Below are 16771 nucleotides of genomic sequence, written 5' to 3'. Positions count from 1 at the left end.
CTTGCCGGAATACACTGACGGGAACACACTGGCCAGAACACAGTGGCATGGCAACCGCTTAAGACAAAGAGGCGAATTAGGGACATTTTATGTGAGGGAACGCCGCATGGGCGGCGGCGGGCCACTACACGCCGAGTAAGGACAGCATCAGGAAGGTGGCGAACAGCACGAAGTGCGTGGCGCCTTCGATGGCGTTGGTTTCGCCATCGTTGAGATTGATGCTCGCCACCAGAAGCGTCAGCGCCGTCATCACCGTCTGCACCGGCGTCAGCGCCATATGGATCGGCTGGTTGTTCATCAGGGCCATGATCTCGATAGCCGGCACGGTCAGGATGACGGTCGAGAGCGAGGCGCCGAGCGCAATATTGACCACGGGTTGCATGCGGTTGGCCAGGGCGGCGCGCAGGGCGGTCAGGATTTCCGGGCTGGCGGAGATCGTAGCGACCAGAAGGGCGGCCACGATCGGCGGCACGCCGGTGCCGCTCAGGCCCGTATCCATGGTCTTGGCCATGACCTCGGCCAAGGCGCCGATCAGCACGACACCGATGATCAAAAAGGTGCCGGACACGCGTGCGCTGCCGGTGTGCTTATGATCTGCGTCACCGGTGCCGGCATAGCTGTAGCTGAAGAAGTAGCTGTGGCGCGTGGTCTGGAGGCGCAGGAAAACGCTGTAAAGCAGCAGCATGATGCCGATGGTAAAGACCGAATAGATGCGCCAGTGATCCTGCGGAATGAACTCCGGCACGATCATGGATACGCCCATGCCTGTCATGATCATGACCACATAGGTGTTGCCGGAATCGACATTGTAGGGCTGCTCACCGTAGCGCAGGCCGCCCAGGATAGCGGCGAGGCCGAGAATGCCGTTCATGTCCAGCATGACCGCCGAATAGATGGTGTCACGCGCTAGCGTTGGCGATGAGGTATGGCTCAGCATCATGATCAGGATGATGACCTCGACCAGTACGGCCGACAGGGTCAGGATCATGGTGCCGTAGGGTTCGCCGACCTTTTCAGCCAGAACCTCGGCATGGTGGGCCACGCGTAGCGACACCATGATGATGACGCCGATCAGGGTCAGGCCGGCGACGAGCGACGCGACCTGTCCGAGTTCGAGGATGGTGTGTTCGAGCGAAAAGGCGATCGCGGCCATAATGGCGCCGATCAGCAGGTTCTTTTCTTGTCTTATAAGGCTGAGCATGGCGGCTCTTAAACGCCAGCCCGCCATAAAATGTCAAGGGGAGCGGCTACAGCCAGACGATGGCAGCGGGTTTACGCGCATATTGGCTGCGGATCTTGTGCACCTCGGCCTTGAGCGCGGCCTTCATACGGTGGCTGGAAAGGCCCACCCCCTGCTGGAACAGGGTCTCGATAAACTCGTACATGTCGCCGATCTGCGGGCCTGTTGCGAAGTTGAGCAGATCGGTGCGGATCAATTGCTTGAGGGCGGCGCAGGCCACATCCGGATCGGTCACGCGCTGGTCGAGCTTCTTGAATACGCCGTCTATCTCCTGATCGAGGTCCATCTATCGCTCCTTTTATGCAAGCCGACATAGCTAGGGGGCGGGGTGTAAAATTGCGATGGGGTTGCCAGGGTAAACGGGGCTTAACCGAGGAGGAGCTTATCGTCTTCCTGGGCGATGTGCTGGATTGTTTCGAGGCCGCCGCCATGGCCGCGCCGTCGGGCAAGTCGGCTTTGTTTGAAGTGCTGAGCTTTATGTAGCATTAGGCCCAAACGCAAAAAGCAGCCACGAGGGCTGCTTTTTATTTGTGTTCCATGTCCTCAAGAAGAGGATTGGAGCGGGCGAAGAGGATCGAACTCTCGACATCGACCTTGGCAAGGTCGCGCTCTACCGCTGAGCTACGCCCGCTTGCATCCGTTGGTGAGGTGTTTGCCTCACCGCGAGGTCGGCCTTATAGACGGAAGGTCGTTTTCAATGCAAGTGCCTATTTGCGGAAACCTGTGAAAAACTTTTTTTATCAGCAAAAGCAAGGCGTCGCCTTTCTGCGGGCGCCCCTACAGCATCGCCGGAATAACGCGGTCGGGCGGACGGTGGCCGTCCTGATGCGTCTTGATGTTGAGGATCACCCGGTCGCCCATATCCTGACGCGCCTCGATGGTGGAGGAGGCCATATGCGGCAGCAGGATGGCGTTGGGCAGGCCGATCAGTTCCGGATTGATCGCCGGCTCGCGTTCATAGACATCAAGCCCTACGCCGGCGATCTGCTTGTTGCGCAGCATGGCGGCCAGGGCGCGTTCATCGACGATCTGGCCGCGCGCCGTATTGACCAGGATGGCGTGCGGCTGCAGCTTCGACAGGCGCTCGGCATTCAGCAGATGATGGGTGCCGGCGCCGCCCGGCGCATTGATCGACACCACGTCCATGCGTGACAGCATCTGGTCGAGATCGTCCCAGTAGGTGGCGCCCAGTTCATCGGACACCCGCGCCGACACCGGCTTGCGGTTATGATAGTGCACGCTCATGCCAAAGGCGCGGGCACGGCGCGCCAGGGCCTGACCGATGCGGCCCATGCCGATGATGCCCAGGCGCTTGCCGAAGATGCGGCGGCCCAGCATGAAGGTGGGCGACCAGGCGGAGAACTCGCCCTTCTGCACCAGTTCGGCGCCTTCGACGAAGCGGCGCGACACGGCCATGATCAGGCCCATGGTCATTTCGGCGGTATCCTCGGTCAGCACGCCCGGCGTGTTGGTGACCATGATGCCTTGTTCCGTGGCGGCGTTGATATCGATATGATCGTAGCCGACGCCGAAATTGGCGATCATCTTGAGGCGGTCGCCGCAATTCGCGAAAAATTCGGCATCGATCGGATCGTTGATCGAGGTCACCAGCACGTCGCAATCGCGTGCAGCTTCGATCATGCGGTCGCGCGGCATCGGCGTCATGAACAGCCACAGGGTGGTGTTAAACAGCTCGCGCATCCGCGTCTCGACTGCGTCGGGCAGCTTGATGGTGAGGATGACCTTGAGTTTTGCAGTGCTCATCTATGCCTTTATTCGTTTTGAAGCGTTATCGTCGGCAAATTCGGACCCTTTCCCTCAGGCCTTACCCACCGCCGGGCGTGTTCGCCCGTTTTTCTTTGGAACGCGGTTAGCATTCCATTAACCAAATCTGAACCCTTGCGGGACATCATGGCGGCTTGCCGCGACCGGCCTTTGGCCTGGCCGCACTTACAGCCGTCCTCCTCCGTAACAGTTATATCCGATATGCGTCACCCCCAAGCCAAAGGCCAAGCCGCGCTTCGTTTCCCCGACATAAACGCTTTGCGCGCCGCTTTTCAAGTGTTTTGGCCTTTTCGCAGATTACGCGGCGGCAAGGCCGGGCTGTGGCTTGCCATGTGCGCTGTTATGCTGGCCGTGATGCCGGTGGCGGCCATGGCCGAGGATGAGGTCTACAACACGCCGTCCAACCTGCCGCTGCCGCGCTGGGCCATGCTGAAAAGCAATGAGGTCTATGCGCGCAACGGGCCGAGCAAGGAGAACCGCGTCGTCTGGACCTATCGTGTATCGGGCCTGCCGGTTCAGATCATTTCTGAGACGCGCGAATGGCGCCTGATCTGCGATCCGGATGGCAATGTCGCCTGGGTCAGCCGCACCATGCTGCGCACGGCCAAGAACGTGATGAGCCCGGCGGGGCAGAAGCTGACCTTGCGCAAGAGCCCCGATGAGGCGTCCGATGCGCAGGCCATCCTGCGGCCGAAGTCGCTGGCCTCGCTCGACAAGTGCAAGAAGAACTGGTGCCGGATCTCCGCCGCCGGCAAGACCGGCTGGGTGCCGGAGCAGGGGCTCTGGGGCACGCAGGACGTGGCCGTCTGCAAGCGCCCCGATCCCTTCACCAGCAAATAAAGCCTGAAACGGCATGAGAAAGACGCGCGGTCCGGCCATAAAAAGCCTCAAAAGGGTTGAGCCTGGACGCGGGCTCGTGTAACGCATCATTTTTTAATGTTACACGCATGGGGAACGCGCCTACAGTGAGGCGTGCCGATGCCGCGGAGCTTTTTTGCTGATGACCGAACGCCCCTCATCCTTTTCGTATGAAGACCTGCTGTCCTGCGGACGCGGCGATATGTTCGGTCCGGGCAATGCCCAGCTTCCCGCCCCGCCGATGCTGATGTTCGATCGCATCGTCCAGATCGCCGACACCGGCGGCGCTTTCGGCAAGGGCTATATCGAGGCCGAACTCGACATCACCCCGGAACTCTGGTTCTTCGCCTGCCACTTCATCGGTGATCCGGTCATGCCGGGCTGCCTCGGCCTTGACGCCATGTGGCAGCTCGTCGGCTTCTTCCTGGGCTGGAAGGGCAATCCCGGCCGTGGCCGCGCCCTTGGCGTCGGCGAGGTGAAGTTCACCGGCCAGGTCACGAACGCCGTGAAAAAGGTTACCTACAAGATCGACATGAAGCGTGTTATGTCGGGCAAATTGATCATGGGCATCGCCGACGGGGTTGTCGAGGCTGATGGTAAGCTTATCTATCAGGCGTCCGGTCTGCGCGTCGGTTTGTTTGACGCCAAGGAACTGGGTTAGGCACAGCAGGTCCCACGCATAAGGGGCCGCATTGGTTATTCGCCACAGGGCTAAGAGTAGGATATTACATGCGTAGAGTCGTGATTACAGGACTGGGGATTGTCTCTTCCATTGGCCTTGGTGCCGATGAGGTCACGCAATCTCTGAAGGAAGCACGCTCCGGGGTCGTCGCCGCCGAAGATTATGCACGTCTCGGCTTCAAGTGCCAGGTGCACGCCGCCCCAAAAATCGATGACTGGCAGGCGCTGATCGACCGTCGCGCCGCCCGCTTCCTGTCGCCGGGCCTGGCCTATGGTCACATCGCCATGGATCAGGCGATCGCGTCTTCCGGTCTGGATAAGTCCGATATCTCCAATGAGCGCACCGGCATCATTTTCGGCGCCGGCGGCCCTTCCACCAGCGCCATCGTGGCGGCGGCGGATATCACCCGCGAGAAGACCTCGCCCAAGCGTATCGGGCCATTCGCCGTGCCCAAGGCCATGTCGTCCGGCCCGTCGGCCGTTCTGGCGACGTGGTTTGAAATCCGCGGCATCAACTATTCGATCTCCTCGGCCTGCGCCACCTCGGTGCACTGCATTGGCGCGGCGGCAGAGCAGATCATGCTCGGCAAGCAGGATGTGATGTTCGCCGGCGGCACCGAAGAGCTCGACTGGACGCTGTCCGACATGTTCGACGCCATGGGCGCCATGTCGTCGAACTTCAACGATCGCCCGGCGGTCGCTTCTCGCGCTTATGACCGCGACCGTGACGGCTTCGTCATCGCCGGCGGCGCTGGCATGGTGGTGCTGGAAGAATATGAGCGCGCCAAGGCACGCGGCGCCAACATCATCGCCGAAGTGGTCGGTTACGCCGCCAATTCGGACGGCTATGATATGGTGGCCCCTTCTGGCGAAGGCGCTGCGCGCTGCATGAAGATCGCTATGGCGGAAGCCCGTGGCCGCAAGATCGACTATCTCAATCCGCACGGCACATCGACGCCGGTGGGTGACGAGAAGGAAATGGGCGCGGTGCGCGATGTCTTTGGCGCCAACATGCCGATGATTTCCTCGACCAAGTCCCTGACCGGTCACAGCTTGGGCGCTGCCGGTGCGCAGGAAGCCATCTACTGCCTTTTGATGATGCAGAACGGTTTCGCCGCCGAGAGCGCCAATATCGACAATCTCGATCCGGCGTTCGACGGTATGCCGATCCTGCGTAAGCGTCATGACGGTCCGATCGGCACCATCATGTCGAACTCGTTCGGCTTTGGCGGCACCAACGGCTCGATCATACTTTCTCAAGAAGATTTATAGACGGATTTGCTCTGCAAATCCTTTGGCCCAGACTGATTTATAAGGACTACCCCATGGCTGACGAATGGAACTTCCCCAAGGGCGACCTCATGAAGGGCAAGAAGGGCCTTGTCATGGGCGTTGCCAACGACAAGTCCATCGCCTGGGGCATCGCCTCGCAACTGGCCGCGCAAGGCGCCGACATGGCGTTCTCCTATATGGGGGAAAGCCTGCTGCGCCGCGTTGGCCCGCTGGCCGAATCGATCGGCGTCAAGCACCTGATCGAGTGCGACGTGACCTCGGATGAGTCTATGGACATCGCCTTCGCCAAGTTGAAGGAGATCTATGGCGAGATCGATTTCGTCATCCATTCGGTCGCCTTCGCCAACAAGAACGAACTGCAAGGCTCGTTCGTCGAAAACACCACGCGCGAGGGCTTCCTGCTGGCGCTCAACGTCTCGGCCTTCTCGTTCGTCGACGTATCGCGTCGTGCCGCCGAACTGATGCCGAATGGCGGTTCGCTGATCACGTTGACCTATCTCGGCGCCGAGCGCGTTATACCGAACTACAACACCATGGGCGTGGCCAAGGCCGCACTCGAAGCCTCGACCCGCTACATCGCCCGCGACCTGGGGCCGAAGGGCATCCGTGTCAACGCCATTTCAGCCGGCGCCATGCGCACCCTGTCGCTGGCCGGTATCTCCGGCGGCCGCGGCCTCCACGCCAAGTCGGGTCAGTTCTCGCTGATGAAGCAGGAAACCTCGATGGAAGGCGTGGCGGGCGCAGCCCTCTGGCTGGCGTCTGATCTCGGGTTCTCGACTACCGGCGAAGTCGTTCACGTCGATGCCGGCTTCCATGTGGTCGGCCTGCCCGAAGACATCGAAGCCTAGATCATGCCCCAGGTGCCTGATCATTGCAGGCCCTAATGGTGCGGGAAAAACGACGTTTGCGCTTACGTATCTACCGGCGATTCAGATTACTCGTTTTCTGAATGCGGACATGATCGCGTCTGGCTTGTCACCTTTTGCTCCGGGAACGCAGGCGGTAAAAGCAGGCCGATTGTTTCTTGCGCAAATCGAGGCTTGTATAGATGCTGGCCAGGATTTTGCCTTTGAGACGACTTTAGCAGGCCGTAATTATCTTAAACTGATCGAGCGTCTGAAGACGGCGGGCTGGAAAGTCGATCTTTATTATATTGCACTTCCAAGTGTTGAAATGTCGAAGGCCCGTGTCGCTGAACGTGTGGCGCATGGTGGCCATGATATTCCCGTTACTGATATTGAGCGTCGTTTTCCACGCAGTTTGCGAAATCTCTTCAATGAATATAGAATGAAGGTTCGGAAATGCGTTTGCTATATGAACGATGATGCAGATGATCCGCCTTTGGTTTTTTGGAATTATGCTGATGATGAGTGTGAGATATTTCATCATGAGCGCTATGAGCGGCTTTTGAAACTCGCGGGGTTATCGTGAATAGTTCGGCTTCCAAGGATGAAATGACTGATCCCACAGTTGCTTTAAAGCTGGCTGTCAAAGAGGCCATCGACCATAAACGTCGTCTCGGCCAATACTGGGTTGAGTGGGATGGCGAAAAGCCGGTTAAAATCTACCCTGAAGGCCCAACAGACACCGCTGCCGAATGAGCCAGTTCGGTTTTGCGCCTTCACTTGACGACATAGAAACGATTGCGCGCGCAGCCCTCACACGTCTGCCCGAACCGTTTGCGGGCCATCTGCAAGGCGTGGTGCTGATTGTCGAGGACTTCCCGTCCGAAGAAATGCTCGACGTGCTTGGCATCGAGGATGCCTACGAACTGACCGGGCTTTATACCGGTAATCCGGCTGGACTTGAATCGGTGACAGGCGATCTGCCGCCGATGATCCACCTGTTCCGCCGGGCTATACTCGATGAATGGGCCGATGGCGGGGTCACTCTGGCTGAACTGGTCAGTCATATCCTGATCCACGAAGCGGGCCATCATTTCGGCCTCAGCGACGAGGATATGGAATGGCTGGAGGCCGAGCTGAAAAAGCCCTAGCGGCTGTGCGCTTTCACCCAGTCAGTGATGGTTTTCAGGGCCACCGGCGACAGGGTTTCCTCGATCTCCATATACTCAGAAGGTGAACCGGTTTTCGCCGTCTGGAACAGGTGGTTAAGCCCCGGGAGTTCGATAGTCGTCACATCCGTGTTGTTTTTTAAAGCCTCTTTGATGGCCGCCAGATCCTCTTTTGGCGGCACCTGCATATCCAGCGCACCGTCTATCGCCAGCACCGGCGCCTTGACCTTTTCAAGATTTGGCCGCGGGTCGGAGAGGATGAATTCGTAAAACCAGGGGGTTGTGATCGGGGCGAGGCCGGCTTGAACCTCTGACAGGGGTATCTTGCGATCAGTGGCGATTTCGACGGCCATCGCAGCCGCCGTTGTCTTGGCGTCTTCGAGGCTTTGCGCCGATTTGATCATGTCAAAGACCGATTTATTCGTCTTTTGGCTGGCGGCAATATTTGTTTCTGACTCTCCGGAGGCGCGGGCGATAGCGGCTTGTTGCATCAGCAGGATCTGGTCACCGGGCAGTCCAGGGCCGGCCATCAGGACAACAAAACCGACTGAGGGATTATGAACGGCGACGGCGGGGGCGATCAATCCGCCTTCGGAATGACCTATGAGGCCGATATGGGCTGGATCGACCTCCGGCCGCTGTGTCAGCCAGGTGACGGCAGCGTCGGTATCGGCGGCGAAGTCCGTCGTGGTCGCACGGGCATAGTCGCCGGTGGACTGGCCCATGCCGCGCTTGTCATAGCGTAACACGGCGACGCCGGCACGATTAAGCGCATCCGCCAGCACCATAAAAACCTTGTGGCCAGCGACATCCTCGTCACGCGTGTGCGGACCTGAGCCAGCGATCAGCACGACGGCAGGGAAGGGGCCCTTGCCATCCGGCGCGCTGAAGGCGCCGGCCAGCCTGACGCCGGTCACGCTGTCAAAAGTGACCTCGGTAGAGGTGTAGGGGCGCGGTGCCGCCATGATCGCCTCTTCCTGCGGGCGTTTGGGAGCCTCGGCGACGACCTTGCCGTTGACAAGCCGTTTGAGCACGAGCGGCATGGCCTGCCCTTGAGTCCAGGTGCCGATCCAGGCCTGTTTCGCTTCGTCCCACTTGCCATCGTAGCTGCCGTTGATCTTGGCGATAGCGAAAGCGAGGTGATCGGGCGTGGTCGTCACGGTATCCGCCGGGAGGACGAACTTGCCCTGATCCGGGCTTTCCAGGCTGGCGCTGTACTGGCCGCCATCTTTCCTGATGTGGACGATGACATGAAGCTGCCCCATCAACAGACCGCCCCAGTCACCGGCAGCCTCTTCGGCAAATGTCGGCGTGGACATCAGGAGGGGCGCGGCGACCCCCAGCAGAACCCATAACGTCTTCATGTGATTTTCCCCTAGCGGTAATTTGTTATATGGCAAACTAATCTGGTCTGTCCATTTTCCAAATGGAAAAAGACCGCCTGACCTACAAGCCTGGTCAGGCGGTCAGTTTCGCAACATTCGCCAACGCCTCGGTAGGAGGCTTAGGCCTACTGTCTGACGCCCGGCATGTCACGGCCGCCTTGATGCAGGATGCAGCCTCTCCTCCCGTCCTTGTCGCGGGTGAATTCCAGCTTGGCCGCGACGGTTCTAGCGAAGAAGATAGTCTCCGATTCCGGGTAGGCTCTGACCTTGTCCTGACCTGCGGCCTGCACCACCAGATGCCCGCCCTCCACCGTGACGGCGAGACTGAAGCCTGCCGCCAGCACATAGGTGCCGACATATTGCTTCAGGATGTCCGGCGCCACTTCGATAGCTTTGGGCAGGGGCACAACCTCTGTTGGAAAGCCGTGAGCGAGAGTGAAGAGGCTTCTGGATATCCAGACGGCAGAACTGTTATCGAGATTGCCGAGCACGATGACCGAAAGGTCATTCTCTGGTTGGTATGCCGCATCGCTGACATAGCCTGGCAGATGGCCGCTATGACTGTAAGTCATGTGTCCGTCCAAGGCATTGCGTGCGAGGCCGAGTCCTTGGGTTTGCATTTCTGTGAGCGCGGTCTTCGAGATCAACTTTTCGCCAAAAAGCGCGGTCTGCCATTTCCGCAGGTCGTGCGTGGTCGAAACCAGTCCGCCTGCGGAGAAGCTATTGCTCAGATCCCGGTATGCCGCGGCAACAGGCGCGTCATCGCCCATTTCATAACCAATGGCATCCTTCGCACCTGCGGATGGATTATATCCCGTGCTGTCCATGTGCAGTGGCATGAAGATGTTGTCATGCAGGAAATCGCCGTAAGGCTGGCCGCTGACCTTCTCGATAACCAGGCCCAGTATCGAAAAACCGGCATTGCTGTACTGGTATGTTTCGCCAGGCCTGGAATCGAGCGGCAAGGTACGGATAATCTTCCAAAGTTGGGCGGGAGAAAAAGCTTCGCCAAAATGTCCTGCCAGCAGAGGATTGTGGTCACCCAGGCCTGAGGTGTGAGCCAGAAGATGGCGCAAGGTGATGCCGTCCCATGCCGCAGGCGCATCGGTAATGTACTTGCTGAGCGGATCATCGAGGCTAAGCTTGCCGCGATCCTGCAGCATTAGTATGGCGGTGGCTGTGAAGGACTTGGTGATCGAGGCGATGTGGTAGCGTGTATCTGATGTGTTCGGTGTGCCAGCAGACAGGTTGGCAAATCCGTAGCCATTATCAATCAGCACATGATCGCCCTGGCTTACGAATATCGCGCCCATAAAGCGCTTATCCTGTACATAACCCTCAATAAGCGCTTCCATTACGTCGCGCTCTTCCGCTGCACTTGTGTAAACACGTGGCTTCACGCTGTCCGCCAGATTTGTCGCGTTGGTGCGTGTTAGTCTGAGTTGCGATCTGTAGCCGTCCTTGCCCCACTGGAAGGTACCAACCCATTGCTGCGCCGCTTTATCCCAACGGCCGTCAAAAATGGCGTCGCCTATCGCAGGCGCTTCGAAGCTAAGTCGGTCTGTCGTTGCTACGACATGGGCGATGGGGACATTGGTGACCGCATGGTCGTCCGGTTTTGCGAGAGGCTGTTCATGATCCGTGAAGGTGCCGCTGTAGCTGCCGTCGGCCGCCTTATCTATCCTGATAAGCGCCAGCAGATGATTATCAATGGCGCCGCTCCAGGCGCCGGCAGCCTCTTCGGCAAATGTCGGCGTGGACATCAGAAGGGGCGCGGCGACCCCCAGCAGAACCCATAACGTCTTCATGTGGCTTTCCCCCATAGCGATAGTTTATTATGTGGTAGACCCATCTGGGTTGTCCATTGCCAAATGGAAAAAGACCGCCTGACCTATATGCCTGGTCAGGCGGTCAGTTTAGCGACTCCCGCCAACGCTTCGGCGGGAGTCCACGGGTCGCTTAGGGGTTCGTATGCCGCGTCACCCATTCCGTGATGACCTTGAGGGCCTCCGGCGCAATCGTTTCCTCGATCCGGGCATATTCGGCAGGTGCGCCGGTCGTCGCGTGCTGGAGCAGGTGGTTGAGGCCTGGCAGTTCGACGATGGTGACGTCGGGATTGTCTTTCAGGCCCGCACGCAGGGCGGGTACGTGGCCGGCAGGCGGCACCTGAAGATCGAGCGTGCCATAAATGGCCAGAACAGGGATGTGGACATTTTGCAGGTCTACCGCAGGATCGTAGCGCAGCAACCAGTACCGCGACGGGCTGGTGAACAGAGCAATGGTGTCGTCCGCCTGCGACTGGCTGTAGGCGCCGCTTTCGATAAGGGGGCGAGCGGCGGTTGTCAGTTGTGTCCGGGCGTCTTCCGGATTTTTTGAAGCACGAATTACGGCATAAGCCTGCTGGAGTAGCGCTAGTTGTTTCCGGATTTCGGTCTCGCTTTTACCATTGGCGCGATCAAGCGCTTCAAGCTGGAGAAGAGCCGCCTGATCTCCCGGCACTGTAACGCCGGCGATCAGCACAGCGAAGGACACGGAAGGCAGATGACCCGCCACGATCGGGGCGATAATGCCACCTTCGCTATGGCCGACAAGGCCGACGTGTTTCGGATCGACATCGCTACGGCTGGCGAGATAGGTAACGGCGGCTTCGGCATCTGCCGCGAAATCAGCCGTGGTGGCCGCGTCATAGTCGCCGGTTGATTGGCCGGCGCCGCGCTTATCATAGCGCAGGACAGCGATGCCGGCGCGATTGAGCGCATCGGCCAGCACGACAAATGCCTTATGTCCGTAACCCTCTTCATCGCGCGTGTTTCGTCCTGAACCGCTGATCAGAACGACGGCGGGAAGGGGACCGGCACCGACCGGCTTGCTGAAGGTGCCCGCCAGATGCACGCCGGCGCTCGCATTGTCGAACCCGACGTCTTCTGAGGGAAAGGGATGCGGGTTCGTCGCAATCGCTTCTTCCTGCGGACGCCTGGCAAAGGGCATGTCGGCGGTCGCGGTGCGCTTGAAGGTGAGGGGAACAAGACCGCCTTGCCGCCAATTGCCGACCCAGGCCTTTTGGGCATCGTCCCAGTGTCCTTCGTAGCGGCCATCCACCCCGAGCTTGGCATTAACGCCATGATAGGCGAGCGTATCCGGTGTGGCGGCGATGGAATCAAGCGGGATTTTGACGCCGCCCTGATCCAGGCTCTGCATGAAGCCGGCGTAGTGACCATCGGAGTCTTTGGTAAGATGAAGCCCGACGCGGAGATTGACGAGCATCCCGGACCAGTCGCCTGCAGCTTCCTCGGCGCAAACAGGTGCGGCCAACCCCATCAAGGCGGTTAACATCAGAAAAAATTTACGCATATACCCCTCCCTCTGTTGAATAAATTATTCCCGGTCGGCTTGGCCTTTCAGGCCCTTGAGGGCCAGCACCAGGCTGAAACGCGCCAGCAGGGCGTCGAAAAAGACCAATCCTGCCAGCACCACATAGACCCAGTTACCCAGCATTTCTGGCGCGGCTGGTCGTGTGGTCGCGGCACCCAGTACGAAAACGTCGGGGGCGATCCACAAGCCTACCATCTCCGGCCGGGCGATCTTGAGCAAGATGCAGGCGATAGCGGCCAGGGTGGTGACGCCAAAGACGAGAAAGCCGATCAGGCCCACCGTGGCGATCAGACTTTGACCGGCGACCGAAATCAGGGTCTTGAGCATGGTCATGCTACGCTTGCTGTCGAGCGCGGTATTCAGCTTGTGATCATCCAGAAAGGCGCGGGCGTAGTGCTCGGCCTTGCCGAAACCGGCCAGAGCCGAACTGGCGCTCAAACCGGCCTCGATGCGTTCCTCCAGATGGGCGCGGGCCTCGACCACAATGTCCTCGCGCTCACTGGCGGGCAGGGGCGTGAGCACATCTTCGAGATAGCCCAGCCAGGTTTCGATATCGCTTTTATCTTGTGCGCCCATATCATTTCCCCCTTTTCAGAAAAGCGTTCAGCCTGTCGGTCATGTCGAGCCAGATATCGCCCTGCGCTTTCAGTTCGGTGGCGCCTGCGGCGGTCAGGGCATAATATTTGCGCGGATGGCTGGCGCCTTCTTCGTGGCGCCAGTCGGCCTTGATCATCCCGGCCTTTTCCAGGCGGTGCAGCAGCGGGTAGAGCGTGCCTTCGGACAGATCGAGCCCGGCCTCTTCGTGCAGCACGTCGAGGATCTTCAGGCCGTATTGCGCGCCATCCTGAAGCAGGCTCATCAGCGCCAGTTCCAGCACGCCCTTGTACATCTGGGTGCGGCGGCTTTCGGGTGTCTTTTCCGTGGAAGGGGCCAAGGCGGGCCTTTCATTGCCAACTACTTTGTTATGCAAGGTATATGCGCAAAGCTTGGTTCTGGCAAGGCCATTTTGCGCCCTTGTCAGGTGTTGCGGTAGAGTTTGCCTTTTTCACTGATGGCCACCAGGCTGAGCGCGATGATGCCGCAGCCAAGCGCGGCCAGCGGCAGCCAGTAGATGTGGCCTGTCCAGCCGTTACCGATCAGGCCGGAAACAATAGCGGCCCCGACCGTGGTGATCACGCCTTGCAGCGAGGCGGCAGTGCCGGCCACATGCCCGACCTTCTCCATGGCCACGGCTGAGAAGTTGGAGGTCGAGAGCGACATCAAGCCCATGGTCAGGGATTGCAGGATCAGGAAGCTCACAATGGTCTCAAGCCCGGCCAGGGCCCAGGCCAGATGGATGGCGGTTACCACAATAAAGGCGGTGAGGGCGGTGTGCGAAATGCGCTTGACGCCGAGGCGCTCGACCAGAAAGGCATTGAGCGCCGAGGCGACGCCCATGGAAGCAGCACAGGCGGCGAACACGCCGGCCATCAGGTGCGGCTTGTGGAAGACATCTTTAAAAATCTGCGGCATCAGCGCCACGTAGGCCAGCAGCGATCCGATTAGGAAGGTGATGGCGAAGGCATAGAAGATCGAGCCCGGTTCGGTGACGACGAAATAGGCGACACGCTTGAGGTGCGCCAGATCGGGGCGGCGGCGATCGGCCGGTTGCAGGGTTTCCGGCAGGCGCAGCCAGGCCCAGATGGCGGTGGCGAGCCCGAGGCCGGCCATGATCAGGAAGATGGCGCGCCACGGCAGGAAGGTCAGCACCAACTGGCCGAGGCTCGGCGCCAGGATCGGCACCAGCAGGAAGACAACGAAGCTGATCGACATGACCTTGGCCATCTGCGGGCCGCTGTAGAGATCGCGGATCAGCGAGCGCGTCACCACACCGGTGGTGGCGACAGCTAAGCCTTGCAGCAGGCGTATGACCAGCAGGAAGGCGAAGTTCTGCGTCGCCGCGGCGATCAGGCCGAAGACGACGAACAACAGCACGCCGCCGATCAGCACGCGTTTGCGACCGAGCCAGTCGGACATCACGCCGAAGAAGAGCTGGCCGATACCCATGCCGAGGAAATAGATCGAGACGATCCATTGCAGGTGGTTCTCGACCTGAACGTGGAGATCGGCACCGATGATCGGCAAGGCCGGCAGCATGGAGTCGATACCCAGCGCGCCCAGCGCCATCAGGGAGGCGATCAGGGTGACGAATTCGGCGAAGTGCGGCTTTCCGGGCGCGGCGGACGTTTCTGGGGGGGCGGACATGCGGCGGATATAGGCCGATTGCTTCGCAAGCGCGAGGGGAAAGTGTAGCTCCAAAAGTTTGCCTTCTAAGCCTCTTTAAGTGCCGATGGCTGTCCTTGTGGTAACACGCGCCCCCTCGCGCCGGAGATGAGGTGCGCTTAAGCGGTGGCGCGGTAATCGGTGATGACCACGCCCGATTGAGCGATCTCGACCTCATGCGGCGCATCCCGGAGGGTCTCGGTGAGGCCGCCTTCATACCAGGCCTGCATGGCGGGTTGCGCCAGCATAGGATCGACATAGGCGCGGGCCTCATGGCTCAGATCAAAGCCCAGACCATATGTCTGGATGCGAAAAACCACGGCGGAATAGAAGGCATCGACGGCTGTGAAGGCGCTACCGGCGAGAAAGGGGCCGCCGAAACGGCTGAGGCCCAGCCGCCAGATATCGTCGATGCGGGCCAGGTCACGGAGCAGGGCTGGCGGGGTGTCGTGCAGCTTGATGCGGACGCCAATACTCATAGAACACAGGTTACGCAGGGTGCTGAAGCCGGAATGCATCTCTGCGGCAGCCGAGCGGGCATAGGCGCGGGCTTCGCGTGTTTGCGGCCAGACTTGCGGATGATCCTCGGCGACATATTCGGTGATCGCCAGAGAATCCCAGATCGTGGTCTGGCCGTCGACCAGAGCCGGCACCAGGGCGGAAGGGGAGAAGCTTTTGAAGGCGCTGTTATCGGGCGCAAAATAGTGCTGGTGCTCGGTGAAAGGGATAGCGAGGGCTTTCAGGAGCACCCACGGGCGCAGCGACCACGAGGAGTAGTTCTTGTTACCGATATGGAGCGCGTACATGGGTGGGCCTTTCCGTTTGAGGTGCGCGGAACGTGCGCCGGAATGGGTAAAATGGCCAGAGGGATTAGCGCCAACAGTGACTGATTTTCTGCCAAAGTAAGAAACCCCACCACCACGCCATGAAGAATGGCGCGGTCCCCCTCCCCAAAACGCAAGCGCGTTTCAGGGAGGTATAAATCACTTCTTATACCTCCCTGAATGTGCCTTCAAATTCGGGGAGGGGGACCATGAGCGTAGCGATATGGTGGTGGGGTTTCTTGCTTATAAACTTACCCGAACTGAAATGCGCTGATGGCGATGCCCGTAGGCCCCAGGCTGTCCTCGTGATAGGTACGTCGCGACGGATCGCCATCACCGGCGCCGGCCACCACCATCAGCGGCAGCAGGTGTTCTTCGCGCGGGTGGCAATCGTGTGCGCTCGGGGCGCTGGCCCAGTTGTTCAGGCCGTTGATATCGCTGCTGACGGTCGCACTCAGCCAGTCATCGAAGGCGTGGGACGCCGGGCCGCTGCCGGAACCGCGACCCATCAAACGCGGAATCGAATGGAAGCTCATGCCGCTGCCGATGATCAGCACGCCTTCGTCACGCAGGGGTGCCAGTGCTTTACCGAGCGCGATATGCTCTTGCGGGTTCAGGCCGGCTTTCAGCGAAAGCTGGATCGTCGGGATATCAGCGTCGGGCCAGGCCATCAGCATGGGGATAAAGACGCCATGATCGAAGTCGCGCGCGGCATCGGCCGCGACCGTGATGTCGGCCTGCGCCGCCAGATCCTGCACCCGTGCCGCCAAGGCTTCGGAGCCGCGCGCCGGGTAGCTCAGTTCGTAGGTATGCTGCGGAAAGCCGTAATAGTCGAACAACATGCCGGGCGCCGGCTTGGTCATGACCGTGAAATCGGCCTCTTCCCAGTGGGCGGAAATGATCAGCAGCGCCTTGGGTTTTTCGCCGACATCGGAGGGCAGGCGCTTGAGATAGGCGCCCATCTTGTCCCACATGTCGGCGGGGTTCCAGTCCATGAAAAAGCACGGTCCGCCACCATGAGGTATATAGACGGTCGGCGTTCTGGTCGCGGTCATGA

General features: G+C 59.8%; 19 protein-coding genes and 1 tRNA gene. 8 read left to right on the top strand and 12 right to left on the bottom strand.

The annotated features are described in order from the left end of the window. Window positions 1-124 precede the first annotated feature (124 nt). Window positions 125-1201 carry a calcium:cation antiporter gene (locus B060_RS0108630; RefSeq protein WP_018081374.1) on the bottom strand — a complete coding sequence of 359 codons (1077 nt, stop codon included), beginning with the start codon at window positions 1199-1201 and terminating at the stop codon, window positions 125-127. Window positions 1202-1247: 46 nt separating this feature from the next. Then, window positions 1248-1526: a hypothetical protein gene (locus B060_RS0108625; RefSeq protein WP_018081373.1), complete on the bottom strand. Its 279-nt coding sequence runs from the start codon at window positions 1524-1526 to the stop codon at window positions 1248-1250. A 50-nt stretch (window positions 1527-1576) separates the two neighbouring features. Between B060_RS0108625 and B060_RS0108620 the strand changes: the two genes are divergently transcribed. Then, window positions 1577-1723 (top strand): hypothetical protein, encoded by a 147-nt coding sequence (locus B060_RS0108620; RefSeq protein ID WP_155847570.1) that lies wholly within the window; start codon window positions 1577-1579, stop codon window positions 1721-1723. Between the two features lie 73 nt (window positions 1724-1796). On the opposite strand, the gene B060_RS0108615 is transcribed toward B060_RS0108620, so the two are convergent. Together B060_RS0108615 and B060_RS0108610 are read right to left on the bottom strand one after the other, a co-directional pair. Continuing rightward, window positions 1797-1871, bottom strand: a tRNA-Gly gene (locus B060_RS0108615). 146 nt (window positions 1872-2017) lie between these two features. Next, window positions 2018-3004 carry a 2-hydroxyacid dehydrogenase gene (locus B060_RS0108610; RefSeq protein WP_018081371.1) on the bottom strand — a complete coding sequence of 329 codons (987 nt, stop codon included), beginning with the start codon at window positions 3002-3004 and terminating at the stop codon, window positions 2018-2020. Between the two features lie 351 nt (window positions 3005-3355). Between B060_RS0108610 and B060_RS24105 the strand changes: the two genes are divergently transcribed. The 7 genes from B060_RS24105 (at window position 3356) to B060_RS0108575 (ending at window position 7853) form a co-directional block, all read left to right on the top strand. Next, window positions 3356-3865 carry an SH3 domain-containing protein gene (locus B060_RS24105; protein WP_162149111.1) on the top strand — a complete coding sequence of 170 codons (510 nt, stop codon included), beginning with the start codon at window positions 3356-3358 and terminating at the stop codon, window positions 3863-3865. Between the two features lie 160 nt (window positions 3866-4025). Further along, window positions 4026-4544 (top strand): 3-hydroxyacyl-[acyl-carrier-protein] dehydratase FabA, encoded by a 519-nt coding sequence (fabA, locus tag B060_RS0108600; RefSeq protein WP_023447260.1) that lies wholly within the window; start codon window positions 4026-4028, stop codon window positions 4542-4544. A 68-nt stretch (window positions 4545-4612) separates the two neighbouring features. Continuing rightward, on the top strand, window positions 4613-5836 hold the full coding sequence (fabB, locus tag B060_RS0108595) for a beta-ketoacyl-ACP synthase I (protein WP_026172705.1): 1224 nt from the start codon (window positions 4613-4615) through the stop codon (window positions 5834-5836). Between the two features lie 53 nt (window positions 5837-5889). Further along, entirely contained in the window at window positions 5890-6705 is an 816-nt protein-coding gene (locus tag B060_RS0108590; RefSeq protein ID WP_018081367.1) for an enoyl-ACP reductase FabI, read from the top strand. A 109-nt stretch (window positions 6706-6814) separates the two neighbouring features. Beyond that, window positions 6815-7288: an ATPase gene (locus B060_RS26480; protein WP_236621546.1), complete on the top strand. Its 474-nt coding sequence runs from the start codon at window positions 6815-6817 to the stop codon at window positions 7286-7288. Continuing rightward, window positions 7285-7458, top strand: coding sequence for a hypothetical protein (locus tag B060_RS27135; RefSeq protein ID WP_018081365.1), 174 nt, complete (start codon window positions 7285-7287; stop codon window positions 7456-7458). The genes B060_RS26480 and B060_RS27135 overlap by 4 nt, the downstream gene beginning before the upstream one ends. After that, a complete protein-coding gene (locus tag B060_RS0108575) occupies window positions 7455-7853 on the top strand; it encodes a metallopeptidase family protein (RefSeq protein WP_018081364.1) in 399 nt (132 codons plus the stop codon). The genes B060_RS27135 and B060_RS0108575 overlap by 4 nt, the downstream gene beginning before the upstream one ends. Here B060_RS0108575 and B060_RS0108570 read toward each other — a convergent pair. The 8 genes from B060_RS0108570 to B060_RS0108535 all read right to left on the bottom strand — a co-directional run bounded on the left by B060_RS0108570 (window position 7850) and on the right by B060_RS0108535 (window position 16769). Beyond that, complete coding sequence (locus B060_RS0108570) at window positions 7850-9235, bottom strand: alpha/beta hydrolase family protein (RefSeq protein ID WP_018081363.1); 1386 nt, start codon at window positions 9233-9235, stop codon at window positions 7850-7852. The two genes, B060_RS0108575 and B060_RS0108570, sit on opposite strands and share 4 nt — an antisense overlap. 146 nt (window positions 9236-9381) lie before the next feature. After that, window positions 9382-11064, bottom strand: coding sequence for a serine hydrolase (locus B060_RS0108565; RefSeq protein ID WP_018081362.1), 1683 nt, complete (start codon window positions 11062-11064; stop codon window positions 9382-9384). Window positions 11065-11215: 151 nt separating this feature from the next. Further along, a complete protein-coding gene (locus B060_RS0108560; RefSeq protein WP_018081361.1) occupies window positions 11216-12607 on the bottom strand; it encodes an alpha/beta hydrolase family protein in 1392 nt (463 codons plus the stop codon). Between the two features lie 24 nt (window positions 12608-12631). Next, window positions 12632-13204, bottom strand: a complete 573-nt coding sequence (locus tag B060_RS0108555) for a DUF1700 domain-containing protein (RefSeq protein ID WP_018081360.1) — start codon at window positions 13202-13204, stop codon at window positions 12632-12634. 1 nt (window position 13205) lies between these two features. Continuing rightward, window positions 13206-13562: a PadR family transcriptional regulator gene (locus B060_RS0108550; protein WP_018081359.1), complete on the bottom strand. Its 357-nt coding sequence runs from the start codon at window positions 13560-13562 to the stop codon at window positions 13206-13208. Between the two features lie 83 nt (window positions 13563-13645). Beyond that, window positions 13646-14926: a multidrug effflux MFS transporter gene (locus B060_RS0108545; protein ID WP_018081358.1), complete on the bottom strand. Its 1281-nt coding sequence runs from the start codon at window positions 14924-14926 to the stop codon at window positions 13646-13648. Between the two features lie 83 nt (window positions 14927-15009). Then, complete coding sequence (locus B060_RS0108540; RefSeq protein WP_018081357.1) at window positions 15010-15696, bottom strand: glutathione S-transferase family protein; 687 nt, start codon at window positions 15694-15696, stop codon at window positions 15010-15012. Window positions 15697-15965: 269 nt separating this feature from the next. Beyond that, window positions 15966-16769, bottom strand: a complete 804-nt coding sequence (locus B060_RS0108535) for a DODA-type extradiol aromatic ring-opening family dioxygenase (protein WP_018081356.1) — start codon at window positions 16767-16769, stop codon at window positions 15966-15968. Between the last annotated feature and the right edge of the window lie 2 nt (window positions 16770-16771).

Origin of the sequence: Asticcacaulis benevestitus DSM 16100 = ATCC BAA-896 (assembly GCF_000376105.1) — a bacterium.
Taxonomy (GTDB): Bacteria; Pseudomonadota; Alphaproteobacteria; order Caulobacterales; family Caulobacteraceae; genus Asticcacaulis; species Asticcacaulis benevestitus.
Note: the sequence above shows the minus strand (reverse complement) of the source record. Positions and strands in the feature narration are given on the sequence as shown.